We start from the raw sequence: 14,207 nt of genomic DNA, 5'->3' as shown, positions 1-14,207 counted from the left end.
CACAACAAGCAAACAACAATAGTTTATTCTTTATATTTAGAAAAGTGTAAACCTATAACAGGACTAAAATTAAAGTGTAAACTTATCACAGGATTAATCATTAAAAGTGTAAACTTTTTTCAGGACGATACAATTAAAAGGCGGTTATGCTTGTCGCTTGGTGACGCTACTGCACTTGACTTGCCCTTGCCAGCGCACCGCTCACCAGTTTTTCCTGATTTCGTCCGAAGCTGACCTGCTTTGGGATAATCCTATTAATCCGTCCATTCAAACAACCTGCCGCCTATGGGGTTAAAATATTACCTTGCCATTTTTGTAGGGACACACCAACCATTAAAGCATGACGGTAGGCATCATCATAACACTCTGTACATTAGTTCTGTTAGCTTATATTTTCGACTTTACATCGGCAAAAACCAAAATCCCGTCGGTTATTTTATTGCTGGCTTTGGGCTATTTAGTTAAGCAACTTTGCAACTTTTTCGGCGTTGTTTTATTCAATTTGAGCAGTATTCTGCCTGTTTTAGGCACTATCGGCCTTATTCTTATTGTGCTGGAAGGAGCATTAGAGCTTGAGCTTGATCAAGGCAAGCTGCCCCTCGTGGGTAAAACTGTTTGGGTGGCGCTGGTACCTATTTTAGTGCTTTCTTTCGGGATAGCCCTAACTATACATTATTTAGCCGGCTACAATATGCAGCAATGTTTGGCCAACGCCGTGCCGCTGGCCATCATCAGCAGTTCAATAGCCATACCAGCCACCCGCAACTTTACAGCCGGGCAGCGCGAATTTGTTATTTACGAAAGTTCAATTTCTGACATCCTCGGCGTAATACTTTTCAATTTTATTGCCCTGCATACCACCTTTGGCGTAATGTCGTTCGTTCTGTTTTTTGTGGAGCTTATTATAATCGTGCTCATATCCTTCGTTGCCACGGGGGCGCTCTCGTTTATGCTGGGCAGGCTTCAGCACCATATTAAATTTGTGCCCATTATATTTTTGGTGATCCTGGTTTACGAGATCTCAAAGGTTTTCCACCTACCTTCGCTGATTTTTATACTCGTTTTCGGGCTCTTCCTCAACAATCTGGAGAAGATAAAACACATCCCATTCGTTCAAAAACTAAAGCCAAGCGTACTGCATATCGAAGTAAAGAAATTTAAAGAAATAACCATAGAAGCCACCTTTTTGGTAAGGGCGCTGTTTTTTTTGCTGTTTGGTTACCTTATAGAAACCGACGAATTAATAGCTACAGATACGCTGGCATGGTCGGTAGGTATAACCGCAGGGATATTTGTGGTGCGGACGCTTATTTTAAAGGCGGCTAAAATGCCGCTCTCGCCATTGGTATTTGTAGCGCCGCGCGGACTTATCACCATATTGCTGTTCCTGTCGTTAACCCCTCAACTGCGCATCCCGCTCATAAACCGCCCTATCATTATCCAGGTAATTATCCTGTCGGCATTGGTGCTAATGGTAGGGGCGTTGCTTAATAAACGACCGGTAAGTGAGGGGGCAGTTGTGGAGTATCCGGGGTAGTGTGGCAGGTTGAACGTACTTGTCGCTTGGTGATTCTCAACACGCTTGGCTTGCCCCGCTTGGGCCGCGGAGGCCTTTTTTCTTTTCCTTGATGAAAGGAAACAAAACTAAGCGCAGCGATCTCATGAACACTTTAAAAAACAAACAACACGTGAATAAATCAAGTCAGCAGGAAGGCTTCTTTGCCGCACCGGGCCTTTGCCCTGCAAATCAAGAAAACCACGGGCTGTAAAGTTTTGCCCCGCTGTCGCTCGCACAAGGCCTGCGCTTCAGCAAAAAATTACTATGCCCTTGCCTGCGCACCGTCCCACCAGTTTACCTGATTTCGCCCGAAGCTGACCTGCTGACGGGTTCTCTTATTAGGCCTCCTATAACCCTCCACGTCATTGCGAGGAACGAAGCAATCTCTACACGATAGGTTGAGCAGATTTTTCTATTAAATGAATTAATTCCGCCAACTTAACCGCTCCATTTGCCGGGTCATCAGTATATTCCAAGCTTTCAAATTCATGCCAGGTTGGGTCCTTGTCATTAATGTCTGCAAATCTCAGATCGGGTAATTGCCACTGATGCGCGTAGAGCCAACAGCCATCAATTAAGCGGCTTTTGATGTGTTTTTCAACAATACTCAGATCAATATTTGATGGATTTGCAAAAACTATCGAGCCGAAGTTTTTATAGTTACCGCTATCGCGGTAGAGATAGGAGAGTTTGATGTTGGTCATAGCTGAGCTAAAAAACTCCGATTTTTATTTCCATTGAAATCAATAATTCGCTATTAACTGGCATAAAGGTCACATTCGATAAAACGAGTTCGGCGTTTTCAAGTAAGCAATTTGCTTGCGACTTATAATCATAAGTTAGCTTATCTCCTGCTAAGCTCATCAGGAACTTCTTCAATTTATATTCGTAAAATTTGTGGCCTAACGAATGTTCAAACTTAAGCGGATTGCTAACCTCCAACCAATGCAATAGCTCGCTAAATTTACAAACACCATCTTTATAGGCTTTAATAACCATTGCAGCTAATATTTGCGGCAATGACGATTCTATCAAAATTAAATCAAGCTCAAGTAAAGCAGGCTCAATCCTTACTAATTCTAAATTGTCGTCCTCAACCTTAAAAATGAAATTAGACGCGGTTTGTAGAAGCTCGGATTTACCATTTTCCATTAAGCTAAGTTAATTGGGCTACTATGCCATGTCAATCGGATATAAGTGAACTTTGGATAATTTAATGACACTTATAGTCCGTTGACTTATAGTCGACAAAGCTTGATCTTGCTGCATGAGTATTAAAGCAGATGTTGGCTTAAGAGTTAGGGAGTTACGGAACAATATTGGGATTTCGCAAGAGGCGCTCGCTAATAAAGCGGAGATCGATAGAACGTATGTTACTGACGTGGAAAATGGACGTCGAAACATATCGATAGAGCTTCTTTTAAAAATCACCTCTGCTTTAGAAATTTCAATCAAAGATTTTTTTGATGCGCCTAATTTCAGTAAATAATGGGTGCATTTTATTCGAACGCAGTCGGCAGGTTTATTAATGATGATGACGAGCTAATCATAGGGGCTCTAACAATTAAAGCAGGCTTGGCCGGCTTTCACCAACAGCTTCATACCCAAACTCTTTCCTGGAAGGAAGAAATATCAATTTTAAAGGCGGCTTTCGTCAACGCAATTTCTCAAAACCCAGCAATAGAAGATTTTGCAATTTTGTTGGAGTATCCTATAGCACGGCGCGAGAAGAGAATAGATGTCGTCATAATTGCTAGCGATTTAATAATTGTAGTCGAGTTTAAAGTTGGTCAAATTGATTATTTAAGTTTAGACAAAGAGCAGCTAATGGATTACTGCTTGGATTTACGCGATTTTCATTTTGAGTCGAGAAACAGAAATATAGTGCCTATTTTACTTGCAACTAATGCGAAAGACGAGGAAAATGAACCTTTGGAATTTGAAAACTCCATATCCAATATGCAAATCGCTAATGTCCTCAATTTTGCAGGAGTTCTTCAACATACAATCTCCAATTGCAGCATTGAAAATGCAATTGATTATTTAAAATGGAACGTTAGCGACTATAATCCAACGCCAACCATTATAGAGGCGGCGAAAACATTATATTCTGGAAAATCAGTTGTTGAAATTTCGAGATCGCATGCAAGAATCAAAAATTTAACCCGGACATCAGATGCTGTTATTGAAGCGATTAACGCGGCGAAGAGAAATAATGAGAAAATAATTTGTTTTATTACAGGTGTTCCTGGAGCCGGCAAAACACTGGCAGGTCTAAATATAGCGCATCATAAAGCTTTCCAAAATAAAGATGGGTCAATTGCGACGTTTCTCTCTGGGAATGGACCTTTAGTAAAAGTATTGAAGGAAGCTTTATCACGAGATGCATATAAAAGGGCTAAACTAAAAGACCCTAAAGCAACTAAAAAATCAACTGGTCGCGAGATATCGTTCATTGAAAATGTTCATAATTTCATATCACATTACTTTGAAAAAGCAGACACTGTTCCTAATAACAGAATCGTGATTTTTGACGAGGCGCAAAGAGCATGGAATGCTGAACAGTCTAAGAGAAAATTTCAGCGAAATTTCTCAGAAGCTGAAATAATGTTAGAGATTATGAGTCGAGATACTGGTTGGGCGGCTATTGTTGCTTTAGTAGGTGGCGGTCAAGAAATAAACACGGGAGAGGCCGGGCTTCCAGAGTGGGGAAAAGTTTTAAAGGAAAAATTTAATAAATGGAAGGTTTACATTTCTCCTCAGTTGAAAAAAGGCAACCACAGCACTGGCGACATGACTTTATTTGATCAAGTACCATCAAACTTGGAAGTCATCGAAGAAGTAGATCTTCACTTAGACGTTTCAATCAGATCTTATAAAGCTGAACAACTTTCCAACTGGGTTAACTTGGTATTAACCAACGAGCCTTTTTTAGCAAAAGAACTGCACGACGTTGCGTTAAAGAACTATAAAATTTTGTTGACAAGGGATCTAGAGCAAGCAAAAAAATGGCTAAGAAATCAGTGCAAAGGCTCTAGAAGAATGGGATTAGTTGCTAGTTCTGGGGCAAGGAGATTGCGTCCATATGGACTGGATGTAAAGGTGCCTTTAGAAGAAAGTGAATGGTTTTTGAATGATAGGAATGATGTTAGGTCATCCTACTATCTAGAAACACCTGCCACGGAATTTGGGGTACAGGGTTTAGAATTAGATTGGACTGGAGTTTGCTGGGATGCAGATTTAAGAAGGAAAGGTAAATCTTGGGACTTTAATTCTTTTAGTGGAACTAGATGGACAAAAACGAAGGCGAGTGCAGCTCAAACCTTTACGCTCAATAAATACAGAGTACTATTGACAAGAGCTAGAGAAGGAATGATAATCTTTGTACCCCCGGGAGACTTTGAAGATCCAACAAGAAATCCAGAGTGGTATGACCAAATAGCTGACTATCTGATTTCTTGCGGTGTTAGGCGATTATAACTGCGTACTTCCTTACTATGCACATCGGCCATAAACAAATAACGATAAAACCGGTAAATTGTGCTATAGTGTATTAATTGCCATTCCCGTCAGCAGATAAGCTTCGGATGAAAACAGGTAAGACTGCCGGCCTTTGCGTAGGCAAGGGCATAGTAAATTTTTGCTGAAGCGTAAGACACGCGCGACAACAGGCGCAAAAAGATTACAGCCCGTGGTTTTACCTGATTTGCAGGGCAAAAGGCCCCGTGCGGCAAGGAAGCCTCTCTGCTGACTTGATTATTCGCTGTTGATTGTTTTTTTTGGATGCTCATGAGATCGCTGCGCTTAGTTTTTGTTTCTTTTTATCAAGAAAAAGAAAAAAGGCCTCCGCGGCCTAAGCGGGGCAAGGCATGAGCAAAGGCTTGTCCGCTGTCTACTACCACCATTATAAACATCAAATTACCATTTTCATAAATCCTACGCCGCTTAAAACCGTATAAATACGCAAATGGCAAATAAATGTACCCGTTGTTTAAAAAACGCCATTTTTTACAACACATTTTTTAAATTATCTGCTTGTTCTATTGCATAAATGTTTAGTACCTTAATCGCAGTTACTATACCCAATGAGAATATACCATTTAAGTGCCGAATGCTACCCTGTTGCCAAAGTTGGCGGCCTTGCCGATGTTGTAGGCGCATTGCCAAAATATCAGGTACGGGCGGGTTTAGATGCTGCCGTTGCGCTGCCTTTTTACGACCGTAAGTTTGTGCAGGAAAACCTGTTTGACCTGGTTTTTCAAAGCGCTACCCTGCTGGGTACACGCAGATTGTATTTTGAAGTTTGGAAAGAACGTAACAACGTATTGGGCTTTGAGCTGTTTTTAATTAAGATACCCGGGCTGATAGACCGTGAGGAAGTTTATTGTTATCCTGACGAGAACGAACAATTTATTGCTTATCAGCTGGCTTTTTTAGACTGGATAACCTACACCGGGCAGTCGCCTGATATTATACACTGCCATGATCACCACTCGGGCCTGGTGCCTTTTTTATTAAAATATTCAAAACTATATACTCGTTTGGCTAATACGGCAACGGTATTTACCATTCATAACGGGCAGTATCATGGCGCTTTTGGCTGGGATAAGGTGAGTTATTTGCCCGAGATAGATTTAACAAAGGCCGGCCTGCTTGATTGGAGCGGCGGCATTAATCCGCTGGCTTCGGCAGTGCGCTGCTGTTCAAAATATACCACCGTGTCGCCAAGTTACCTGCTGGAGCTGGAGGTAAGCTCAAACGGCCTGGAGCACCTTTTTGAAATGGAAAAGGCGCGGGGCGTAGGCATTGTAAACGGCATTGATAACGAGGTTTGGGACCCACAAACCGACACCATGTTAAAAGGTAACTACAACACTGCCACCGCAGCTGTAGGTAAACAGGCCAATAAGCAAGCCATTTGCGACCGTTTTAACCTTGAGCCCGACAGGCCTTTGATATCATTTATTGGCAGATTGGTTTACGAAAAAGGGGCCGATGTTTTGGCGCAGGCCATTGCTGATAGTTTAAGATTATTGAGCGGGCAGGTAAATTTTGTACTGTTAGGCGCCGGCGACCCTGAAGTTGAAGCGCAATTGCAGGAGTTGAAAGAAAAATTCCCCGAAGATTGCAATGTGTTCATCGGCTATAATGAAGAGCTGGCGCATTTGGTTTATGCAGGGTCAGACTTTTTGCTGATGCCGTCGCGCGTGGAGCCTTGCGGATTGAACCAGCTTTATGCCTTACGTTACGGCACAATGCCAATGGTGCGCAGCACCGGGGGTTTGAAAGATACCGTGAAAGATTTTGGCGACGAAGGTGGCTACGGCATACGGTATGACGAGACCAGCGTACCCGATATTGAATATGCCATTAACCGGGCCCTGGTACTCTATAAAAACAACAAACATTTACAACAATTGCGTAAACGCATGATGGGTCTTGATTTTTCGTGGGACGTATCGGCCAAACAATATATTGATCTTTATAAAAGCTTAATTCCAACAACAACAACTCCATAAACTGTTATGACATCAAATGTAATTTGCATAGTGTTAGGCGGCGGGCAGGGCAGCCGGCTTTCTCCTCTAACGGCATCGCGCTCAAAACCCGCAGTGCCAATTGCCGGTAAATACCGGTTGGTTGATATTCCGATCTCTAACTGCCTTCACTCGGGTATAACGCGTATCTATGTGTTAACGCAGTTTAACTCGGCATCGCTTAACAAGCACATAAAAAACACCTACCACTTTAGCAGTTTCAGCGAGGCTTTTGTTGATATTCTGGCTGCAGAGCAAACTCCTATGAGCGGTGGCTGGTACCAGGGTACTGCCGATGCGGTAAGGCAAAGCCTGCACCATTTGGCCGTGCATGAGTTTGACCACGTACTAATACTATCGGGCGACCAGCTGTACCAGATGGATTTTGAGGAGATGATAGCCAACCACATTAGTAAAGGAGCAGAGATCTCTATAGCCACCATTCCGGTGCACGCTAATGATGTGCCGGGTTTTGGTATTCTTAAAACCGATGAAAATAGCTTTATTACTGATTTTGTTGAGAAGCCAAAAAGCGGTTTTGACAAGCTGGTATCAGAAGTGAGTGATGAGATGAAGGAACAGGGGCGCGTGTACCTGGCATCAATGGGTATTTACCTGTTTAACCGTAAGCTGTTGTTTGATACGCTGCAAGGTAATGATCATCCTGATTTTGGTAAAGAGATCATCCCATCGGCCATACATAAAAGTAAAGTGCTTAGCTATCAGTACGAAGGTTACTGGACAGATATTGGTACTATCCCATCTTTCTTTGATGCCAACCTGGGCCTTACTGATGACATACCGCAGTTTAACCTGTTTGATAAGAACTACATATTTACCCGTGCGCGGATGCTGCCGCCCTCAAAAATATCGGGCACACACATGGAGAAGGTTATTATTGCCGATGGTTGCATAGTTAATGCCAGCCATATTAAACGGTCGGTAATTGGTATCCGTACCCGCATTGGTTTTGATACGGATATTGAGAATTGCTATGTTATGGGTAGCGACAATTATCAAACACTGGATCAGATTGATGAATCTTTTGCCAACGGCACGCCTATAATGGGCATTGGCGACAGGTGTAAAATAAAGAACGCCATTATTGATAAGAACACCTATATAGGTAACGATGTATGCATTAACTGCGGTCCGGCGCTTGCAGATGGCGATTACGGCACGTACACCGTTCAGGATGGAATTGTGGTGGTTAAAAAGCGGGCTGTTATACCGCATGGTACGGTTATTTAGCCTTTAAGCACCAGCTCTTATATAACAAAATCGGCCCGAATTTCGGGCCGATTTGTTATATACAATAAGTTTTATACGTAAGGTAATTTTGTATTAGCGTCTGTTTTTAGCACGCACCCTTATTTTAACCATTTTTTTCTCGGCAAGTATTTGCATACCGCCAATAGTTAATAACGCCGCAAAAACGGGATATAACACCATAAAAGCACGGTGAACAGATGGTGTACCAATTAGCAGGGCCATAAAAATATGCAGTACAGCGGTAACTATCATTCCTATAGTTCCGATCACAAAAAAAGGGTTCAGTGTTTTCATAGCCTAAGGGTTTTTATTATTGGAAAGGTACCCAAAAATATCCGGAAAACCTAACCGCAAGCTTAAATGTTAAAAATGTTAAATAATTTGCAATATTGAGGCTCAAGCATTTAAATTAGATTAACCATTTCATGCTTATGAAAACAATCGTCATTACAGTAGTAATTTCTGCTTTTGCCTTTAGTGTAAACGCACAGCAATCGCCTTTATTACCCGAGCAGCAGCCGTTAAAAAAATTTAGGATACTGCCGGATAGTTTATCAGGCAATAAATTTTCATTTAAGGCAGATAGTCTGCGTAAACAACCGGCCGTCAAGCTTGATTTACCGACCAACGCTAATATTGATAATATGCTTGTAGCGCGTATGCGCGGGAATGATAACATGCCTGTGGTACAAACCGACATAACGGGTTATAATATGCCTGTGGTAGGTTTGCAGGGTGATTCAAAAAAACAGGTAGCACAAGCTGAAGGGATGCCTTACAATATGCCATTTTTTGGAGGGAAGCCACCCGTATTTCTTAAATTTAAGAAATACCCGAATGATACTCCACCGGCAGATAACACCACGAAATAGCAGCGCTATCAGGCCTGCTCGTTCATAAGCTTAACCTCTGCACTAACCAGTACCGCAGCTTTTTCTGTGTCGATGCCGTTTATGTTGGGGTTGCTTTTTACGGCATCGCGCTGGCCTGCCACTTGTTCAAATACTTCCTCGTATTTAGGGTGATTGGTTTTCATCCATCTGTCCCATAAATTAAAATACAGCCCGAAGTTATATTTAACATACCTGTGGTGCATGTTATGATGTGTGGCGCTGTTGTGCCAGTTGGCAGCTTTGTTGCGGGCAAAACTTTTAGGGAAAAACTCATAACCCATGTGGCCCATTATATTCATTACCAAAGCATAACCCGAAAATATGGTAAGCGCCAGGTAATGATAGGGGACGATAAATACAATAACCGGAACTATCCCCACCTCAACCAAAGCCTCAACAGGGTGAAAAGCATAAGCCGAGAATGGTGTTGGGTTTAACGACATGTGATGCACCACATGCACGCGCTTAAACAGCGGTTTCCAGTGTAGTAGGCGATGCGTCCAGTAAAAGTAGGCATCATGTATCAATATCATCAAAAATACGCTGAACACAAAATAGCCGTAGCCGTATTTATCAATAGGGCGATACACAAGGGTGATATCTTCAGCGCTGGCCCACATCACTAACACTATCACCACACTAAAAATAATGGAGGTGGAGATGGAATATTTTATCTCGCGGGTGACATCTTTTTTTGATGGAAAACGCTGCTGAATTTTAAGATAGAGGTATTTGGTTTTTTTCCAGATATAAAATACCATGAACAGCCCGCCTGCTATCAGCATAAAATGCAGGGTAAGTAAAATTGGCGGCGCCAGCGCTACCCACCATTTGTATATTGAGTTAAATATCTCCATATAAAGGCTGCAAAGGTACAAAAACTATACCCGCATTTTTAATTAGCGATTAAGTATTGTAATTATGGCGATAGGTTATTGGAAATCTTTGTTCAGCAATTTCTCCAGTTCAACAAAACTGATGCTCATTTTTACGCGGCCCTGTTTGGCGTAAGATATTTCACCGGTTTCTTCGGATACAATGATGGCAGTAGCTTCGTTAGCCTCGGTAACACCAATCCCTGCCCTGTGGCGCAGGCCAAACTGCGCAGGCAGATCCTGCTTATCCGTAAGCGGCAAAATACAACTGGCAGATTTTATTTTGTTATCAGCAATTACCACAGCCCCATCATGCAAGGGGCTGTTTTTTTGAAAGATGCTTTCCAGCAATCGCTTGGAAATTTTAGCCTCCATCAGTTCGCAGCTGTTTTGATAAAACTGTTCATCATAATATTTGGCAAACACAATAAGCGCGCCTGTGCGGGTTTGCTTAAAGCTTTTACAGGCATCAATAATAGGCTTTATGCGGGCGTAATTGTTCTTTTCGGCTTCAACTTTACCAAAAAAGTATTGCCACCAGGCTTTGTTGCGCTGCAGCGAGGCGTTTTTACCTGCCAGCAGCAAAAAACGCCGGATTTCCTGCTGAAACACAACTACAATTATTACAATACCACCGCTGGTAAAATACCCCAATATGCGCGACAGTAGTTGCATGTGCAGCTTCTCTACCACAAAACCAAGGGCATATAAAATAAGCAGGCCCACTAAAATGTTGGCGGCAATGGTACCCCGTATCAGGTTATAAATATGATAGATAATGAATGCTACCAGCAATACATCTACCACATCAATAAACGATGGCATAAACGAAGAAAGATCGCGTAACTGCATTTTACTAAGGTAACATTTTAAACTTAAAACACTTTTAACAGGCAGATTTTAGCCCTGGTACGGCCCGCCCGGCACACCCCAACCCCAGTGCGGCATGGGTATATGTGGCGGGCTGTCAATCTCATCGGTATTTGAGTTGATTACGGCAATGCGCGTTCCCCACTCCAGGTAAGCTACAAATGCAGAGCGGAACTCAGGGTCGTCAGGTAATTCATGTTCATCAGCTGTTTGCAGCAGCAACTCTACCCAACGTTTGCCGTGCTGTTCCGTTAAATGCTTTGACAGGTGCTTCTGGATCATTTTAAAATGACTGCCACCCGCCTCGCTGTATAACTTTGGTCCGCCTAAAACTTCGGCAACAAATTGGGCCACGTGCTGCCGGTGCTCATGCGACATGTGTTTAAAAACGGGTTCCAGTATCGGGTCGGCTAAAACTTTGTCGTAAAATTTATTAAAGAGCTTCTCAAAGGCAGGCATACCTCCGGCCCACTCAAATAACGAAGGGATTTGTTGTGCGCTATTGTTTTCCATACGGCTAAATGTTACCGTAAATTTAGTAGAATAAACGGCTTATGCCAGTTTCTTTTTAGGGAAAACCAATGATGCCACCACGCTTATGGTTAAAATAGATAAGATAATTATAAGCGAGGTAAAGGTCGTTAAACCTATCTGCTCGGCGTAATGCGCGGCCAGCATTTTTAAACCGATAAAAGCCAGCAGCGCGGCCAGGCCAACTTTAAGGTAATGAAACTTCTCGATGATATTCACCAGCAAAAAGAACATGGACCGCAGCCCCAGTATGGCGAAAATATTAGAGAAGAAAACGATGTAAGGATCTTTAGTTATTGAAAATATCGCCGGGATAGAATCAACAGCAAAAATAAGGTCTGTAGTTTCAATGATGAGCAACACCAGGAAGAGTGGCGTAATCATTTTTTTGCCTTCTATCTTAGCAAAGAATTTATTACCTACAAAATGCGGATGAACAGCAAAAAACCTGGCGGCAAACTTAACAACAGGGTGATTTTCAGGATCTATCTTCTCCTCCTTATTGCGGTTAACAAACATGCTGATGCCGGTATAAATTAAAAATGCCCCGAACACATACAAGATCCAGTGGAAACGCTCAATAAGCGCGGCACCTAAAAATATAAACAGGAAGCGCATTATAATAGCGCCAATAATACCCCACAATAAAACCGTGTGATAGTTTTTGGGCGCTACACCGAAAGCAGTAAAGATGAGCACCATCACAAAGATATTGTCTACAGAGAGCGCGTACTCCACTACATAGCCGGTAAGAAACTCCAGGCCGAGTGTTTTACGATAGACCTGCAGGCTGCTAACCAGGTTATGGTTATCAATAACAAGGCGATGAAAGTGTTTTTGATTTATCTCGCGTAGCCTTGCTAATGTAGTAACATCATGCAATAAATTGCCGAAGTTTAAAATGAGCAGATAAAATGCCAGTGCAAGCGTAACCCATACCGCGCTCATAATACCGGCCTGCTTTAAACTTACCGGTTTACTTGCCTTACCGAACAGGCCCAGGTCAATAGCCATCATTATCCCAATGAAGGTTATAAAACCAGCTATAAAAAGAAACTCGGTAGACATTATTTGTTGCGTTCGGTGGTAAATCTTACTAACTGCTCAAGCCCGCGCCGGGCTTCGCTATCCGGAAAAGTATTTAAAATAGCAAAGGCTTCCTCCTGGTACTTTTTCATCTGCGTTTCGGCATATTGCAAGCCGCCGCGCTGGTTAACAAAGGCTATAATGGCCGAGATCTTTTCAGGGTCGTCATTATGGTTTTTTACCAGGCTAATCATCTTCTTTTTTTCAGAGGCTTCGCAATTGTTTAAAGCATAAATAAGCGGCAGGGTAACCTTTTTCTCCTTAATATCAATTCCAACAGGTTTACCCACATCATCTGTGCCAAAATCAAACATATCATCCTTTATCTGGAAGGCTATGCCCGTTTTTTCGCCAAACAGGCGCATTTTTTCAACTGTTTCGGCATCGGCGCCTGCAGATGAAGCCCCGCTGGCACAGCAGGAAGCTAAAAGCGAAGCTGTTTTTTGCCGTATCACATCGTAATACACCTCTTCGCTAATATCCATACGGCGCACTTTTTCTATCTGCAGTAACTCTCCCTCGCTCATCTGCCTTACGGCTTCTGATACGATCTTTAGCAAAGCGAAGTCGTTATGCTCAACAGACAGCAACAAACCTTTTGATAGCAGGAAATCTCCCACTAAAACAGCTATCTTATTTTTCCATAAAGCGTTGATAGAAAAGAAACCACGGCGCTGGTAAGAGTTGTCTACCACGTCGTCATGCACCAGCGATGCGGTATGCAACAGTTCAACCAAAGCAGCTCCACGATGGGTAGCATCCGTAATGCCCCCGCAAACACCTGCTGAAAAGAATACGAACATGGGCCGTATCTGTTTGCCTTTGCGTTTAACTATGTAGTGTGTAATGCGGTCTAACAGCGGCACCGAGCTTTGCATAGACGCCTTGAAGCGGTGCTCAAAAACGTCAATATCAGCGGCAATAGGTTTTTTTATGTCGTTGATGCTCAGCATTGGTAATAGGTAGTCTCTTATGTGCTACGGCTGTTATTGCCGCGGACAAACATAAGGTAAAAAACGCTATTTGTGTTTATTCACACTTGTTTTTATAACATAGCCGCCCCCTTCAACTACCATAGGCATAAACTGTTTAGCTTTAATTGCGCTACATAATTTTTAAGGCATTATAATAGCTTGCAGTAATATTGCCGCTTTGCCTAACTTAGCCAACACAAAAACCAGCAACAATTATGAGCGAACTTGCGCCGTGCCCAGTATGCAATTCAGCATTTACTTATGAAATGAACCAGCTACTAATATGCCCTGAGTGTGGGCATGAGTGGAGCCCCGCCGCAGATATCGCAGATGAGCCCGGAACCTTTGTGGTGAAAGATAGCAACGGCAATATTCTGGCAGACGGCGATTCGGTAGTTACTATCAAAACGCTGCCGGTAAAAGGCTCTTCGCAAAGTATTAAGGCCGGAACAAAGGTTAGAAACATCCGTTTGGTTGATAGCGACCATAACATTGATTGTAAAATAGATGGCTTTGGCGCTATGGCATTAAAATCTGAATTTGTGAAAAAGGCCTGATAGTATCGCTCCCTGGAATTTCCTTGTCTATGAGTAAGTGTATTTTATATACCC

At 42.5% G+C, this 14,207-nt stretch carries 16 protein-coding genes; 8 read left to right on the top strand and 8 right to left on the bottom strand.

Annotated features, from left to right (window positions below; translation table 11 throughout):
• Positions 1 to 340: 340 nt before the first annotated feature.
• A complete protein-coding gene (locus ACVW2L_RS15520) occupies positions 341 to 1,537 on the top strand; it encodes a sodium:proton antiporter (protein WP_457128871.1) in 1,197 nt (398 codons plus the stop codon).
• 91 nt (positions 1,538 to 1,628) lie between these two features.
• Positions 1,629 to 1,769 (top strand): hypothetical protein, encoded by a 141-nt coding sequence (locus ACVW2L_RS15515; protein ID WP_457128870.1) that lies wholly within the window; start codon positions 1,629 to 1,631, stop codon positions 1,767 to 1,769.
• A gap of 175 nt (positions 1,770 to 1,944) precedes the next feature.
• Here ACVW2L_RS15515 and ACVW2L_RS15510 read toward each other — a convergent pair whose 3' ends face one another.
• Positions 1,945 to 2,262 carry a hypothetical protein gene (locus tag ACVW2L_RS15510; protein WP_457128869.1) on the bottom strand — a complete coding sequence of 106 codons (318 nt, stop codon included), beginning with the start codon at positions 2,260 to 2,262 and terminating at the stop codon, positions 1,945 to 1,947.
• A gap of 7 nt (positions 2,263 to 2,269) precedes the next feature.
• Complete coding sequence (locus ACVW2L_RS15505; protein WP_457128868.1) at positions 2,270 to 2,710, bottom strand: HpaII family restriction endonuclease; 441 nt, start codon at positions 2,708 to 2,710, stop codon at positions 2,270 to 2,272.
• A 115-nt stretch (positions 2,711 to 2,825) separates the two neighbouring features.
• Between ACVW2L_RS15505 and ACVW2L_RS15500 the strand changes: the two genes are divergently transcribed.
• From ACVW2L_RS15500 to ACVW2L_RS15485, 4 genes are all read left to right on the top strand, one after another.
• A complete protein-coding gene (locus tag ACVW2L_RS15500) occupies positions 2,826 to 3,047 on the top strand; it encodes a helix-turn-helix domain-containing protein (protein ID WP_457128867.1) in 222 nt (73 codons plus the stop codon).
• Positions 3,047 to 5,038 (top strand): DUF2075 domain-containing protein, encoded by a 1,992-nt coding sequence (locus ACVW2L_RS15495; protein WP_457128866.1) that lies wholly within the window; start codon positions 3,047 to 3,049, stop codon positions 5,036 to 5,038. Before ACVW2L_RS15500 ends, ACVW2L_RS15495 begins: the two co-directional genes overlap by 1 nt.
• 605 nt (positions 5,039 to 5,643) lie before the next feature.
• Positions 5,644 to 7,077, top strand: a complete 1,434-nt coding sequence (locus ACVW2L_RS15490; protein ID WP_457128865.1) for a glycogen synthase — start codon at positions 5,644 to 5,646, stop codon at positions 7,075 to 7,077.
• 6 nt (positions 7,078 to 7,083) lie between these two features.
• On the top strand, positions 7,084 to 8,346 hold the full coding sequence (locus tag ACVW2L_RS15485) for a glucose-1-phosphate adenylyltransferase (protein WP_457128864.1): 1,263 nt from the start codon (positions 7,084 to 7,086) through the stop codon (positions 8,344 to 8,346).
• A 93-nt stretch (positions 8,347 to 8,439) separates the two neighbouring features.
• Here ACVW2L_RS15485 and ACVW2L_RS15480 read toward each other — a convergent pair whose 3' ends face one another.
• Positions 8,440 to 8,661 carry a hypothetical protein gene (locus ACVW2L_RS15480; protein WP_457128863.1) on the bottom strand — a complete coding sequence of 74 codons (222 nt, stop codon included), beginning with the start codon at positions 8,659 to 8,661 and terminating at the stop codon, positions 8,440 to 8,442.
• A gap of 137 nt (positions 8,662 to 8,798) precedes the next feature.
• Here ACVW2L_RS15480 and ACVW2L_RS15475 point away from each other — a divergent pair, with 137 nt between their 5' ends.
• Positions 8,799 to 9,239, top strand: a complete 441-nt coding sequence (locus tag ACVW2L_RS15475) for a hypothetical protein (protein WP_457128862.1) — start codon at positions 8,799 to 8,801, stop codon at positions 9,237 to 9,239.
• Positions 9,240 to 9,247: 8 nt separating this feature from the next.
• Here the strand turns inward: ACVW2L_RS15475 and ACVW2L_RS15470 are convergent, their stop codons facing one another.
• The 5 genes from ACVW2L_RS15470 to ACVW2L_RS15450 all read right to left on the bottom strand — a co-directional run bounded on the left by ACVW2L_RS15470 (position 9,248) and on the right by ACVW2L_RS15450 (position 13,575).
• Positions 9,248 to 10,117, bottom strand: coding sequence for a sterol desaturase family protein (locus ACVW2L_RS15470; RefSeq protein WP_457128861.1), 870 nt, complete (start codon positions 10,115 to 10,117; stop codon positions 9,248 to 9,250).
• Positions 10,118 to 10,192: 75 nt separating this feature from the next.
• Positions 10,193 to 10,987, bottom strand: coding sequence for a diadenylate cyclase CdaA (cdaA, locus tag ACVW2L_RS15465; RefSeq protein WP_457128860.1), 795 nt, complete (start codon positions 10,985 to 10,987; stop codon positions 10,193 to 10,195).
• A gap of 48 nt (positions 10,988 to 11,035) precedes the next feature.
• A complete protein-coding gene (locus ACVW2L_RS15460) occupies positions 11,036 to 11,518 on the bottom strand; it encodes a group II truncated hemoglobin (RefSeq protein ID WP_457128859.1) in 483 nt (160 codons plus the stop codon).
• A gap of 39 nt (positions 11,519 to 11,557) precedes the next feature.
• On the bottom strand, positions 11,558 to 12,604 hold the full coding sequence (locus ACVW2L_RS15455) for a TerC/Alx family metal homeostasis membrane protein (RefSeq protein ID WP_457128858.1): 1,047 nt from the start codon (positions 12,602 to 12,604) through the stop codon (positions 11,558 to 11,560).
• Positions 12,604 to 13,575: a polyprenyl synthetase family protein gene (locus ACVW2L_RS15450; RefSeq protein ID WP_457128857.1), complete on the bottom strand. Its 972-nt coding sequence runs from the start codon at positions 13,573 to 13,575 to the stop codon at positions 12,604 to 12,606. The genes ACVW2L_RS15455 and ACVW2L_RS15450 overlap by 1 nt, the downstream gene beginning before the upstream one ends.
• Positions 13,576 to 13,811: 236 nt before the next feature.
• Here ACVW2L_RS15450 and ACVW2L_RS15445 point away from each other — a divergent pair, with 236 nt between their 5' ends.
• Positions 13,812 to 14,153 carry a zinc ribbon domain-containing protein YjdM gene (locus ACVW2L_RS15445; protein ID WP_457128856.1) on the top strand — a complete coding sequence of 114 codons (342 nt, stop codon included), beginning with the start codon at positions 13,812 to 13,814 and terminating at the stop codon, positions 14,151 to 14,153.
• Positions 14,154 to 14,207: the final 54 nt, after the last annotated feature.

The sequence above is a fragment of the Mucilaginibacter sp. HD30 genome, assembly GCF_054061755.1.
Note: the sequence above shows the minus strand (reverse complement) of the source record. Positions and strands in the feature narration are given on the sequence as shown.

Bases quoted from the DNA above. Each gene is read 5' to 3' on its own strand.
- ACVW2L_RS15520 (WP_457128871.1), top strand. From the start codon at position 341: ATGACGGTAGGCATCATCATAACACTCTGTACATTAGTTCTGTTAGCT.
- ACVW2L_RS15515 (WP_457128870.1), top strand. From the start codon at position 1,629: ATGAAAGGAAACAAAACTAAGCGCAGCGATCTCATGAACACTTTAAAA.
- ACVW2L_RS15510 (WP_457128869.1), bottom strand. From the start codon at position 2,262: ATGACCAACATCAAACTCTCCTATCTCTACCGCGATAGCGGTAACTAT.
- ACVW2L_RS15505 (WP_457128868.1), bottom strand. From the start codon at position 2,710: ATGGAAAATGGTAAATCCGAGCTTCTACAAACCGCGTCTAATTTCATT.
- ACVW2L_RS15500 (WP_457128867.1), top strand. From the start codon at position 2,826: ATGAGTATTAAAGCAGATGTTGGCTTAAGAGTTAGGGAGTTACGGAAC.
- ACVW2L_RS15495 (WP_457128866.1), top strand. From the start codon at position 3,047: ATGGGTGCATTTTATTCGAACGCAGTCGGCAGGTTTATTAATGATGAT.
- ACVW2L_RS15490 (WP_457128865.1), top strand. From the start codon at position 5,644: ATGAGAATATACCATTTAAGTGCCGAATGCTACCCTGTTGCCAAAGTT.
- ACVW2L_RS15485 (WP_457128864.1), top strand. From the start codon at position 7,084: ATGACATCAAATGTAATTTGCATAGTGTTAGGCGGCGGGCAGGGCAGC.
- ACVW2L_RS15480 (WP_457128863.1), bottom strand. From the start codon at position 8,661: ATGAAAACACTGAACCCTTTTTTTGTGATCGGAACTATAGGAATGATA.
- ACVW2L_RS15475 (WP_457128862.1), top strand. From the start codon at position 8,799: ATGAAAACAATCGTCATTACAGTAGTAATTTCTGCTTTTGCCTTTAGT.
- ACVW2L_RS15470 (WP_457128861.1), bottom strand. From the start codon at position 10,117: ATGGAGATATTTAACTCAATATACAAATGGTGGGTAGCGCTGGCGCCG.
- cdaA (WP_457128860.1), bottom strand. From the start codon at position 10,987: ATGCAGTTACGCGATCTTTCTTCGTTTATGCCATCGTTTATTGATGTG.
- ACVW2L_RS15460 (WP_457128859.1), bottom strand. From the start codon at position 11,518: ATGGAAAACAATAGCGCACAACAAATCCCTTCGTTATTTGAGTGGGCC.
- ACVW2L_RS15455 (WP_457128858.1), bottom strand. From the start codon at position 12,604: ATGTCTACCGAGTTTCTTTTTATAGCTGGTTTTATAACCTTCATTGGG.
- ACVW2L_RS15450 (WP_457128857.1), bottom strand. From the start codon at position 13,575: ATGCTGAGCATCAACGACATAAAAAAACCTATTGCCGCTGATATTGAC.
- ACVW2L_RS15445 (WP_457128856.1), top strand. From the start codon at position 13,812: ATGAGCGAACTTGCGCCGTGCCCAGTATGCAATTCAGCATTTACTTAT.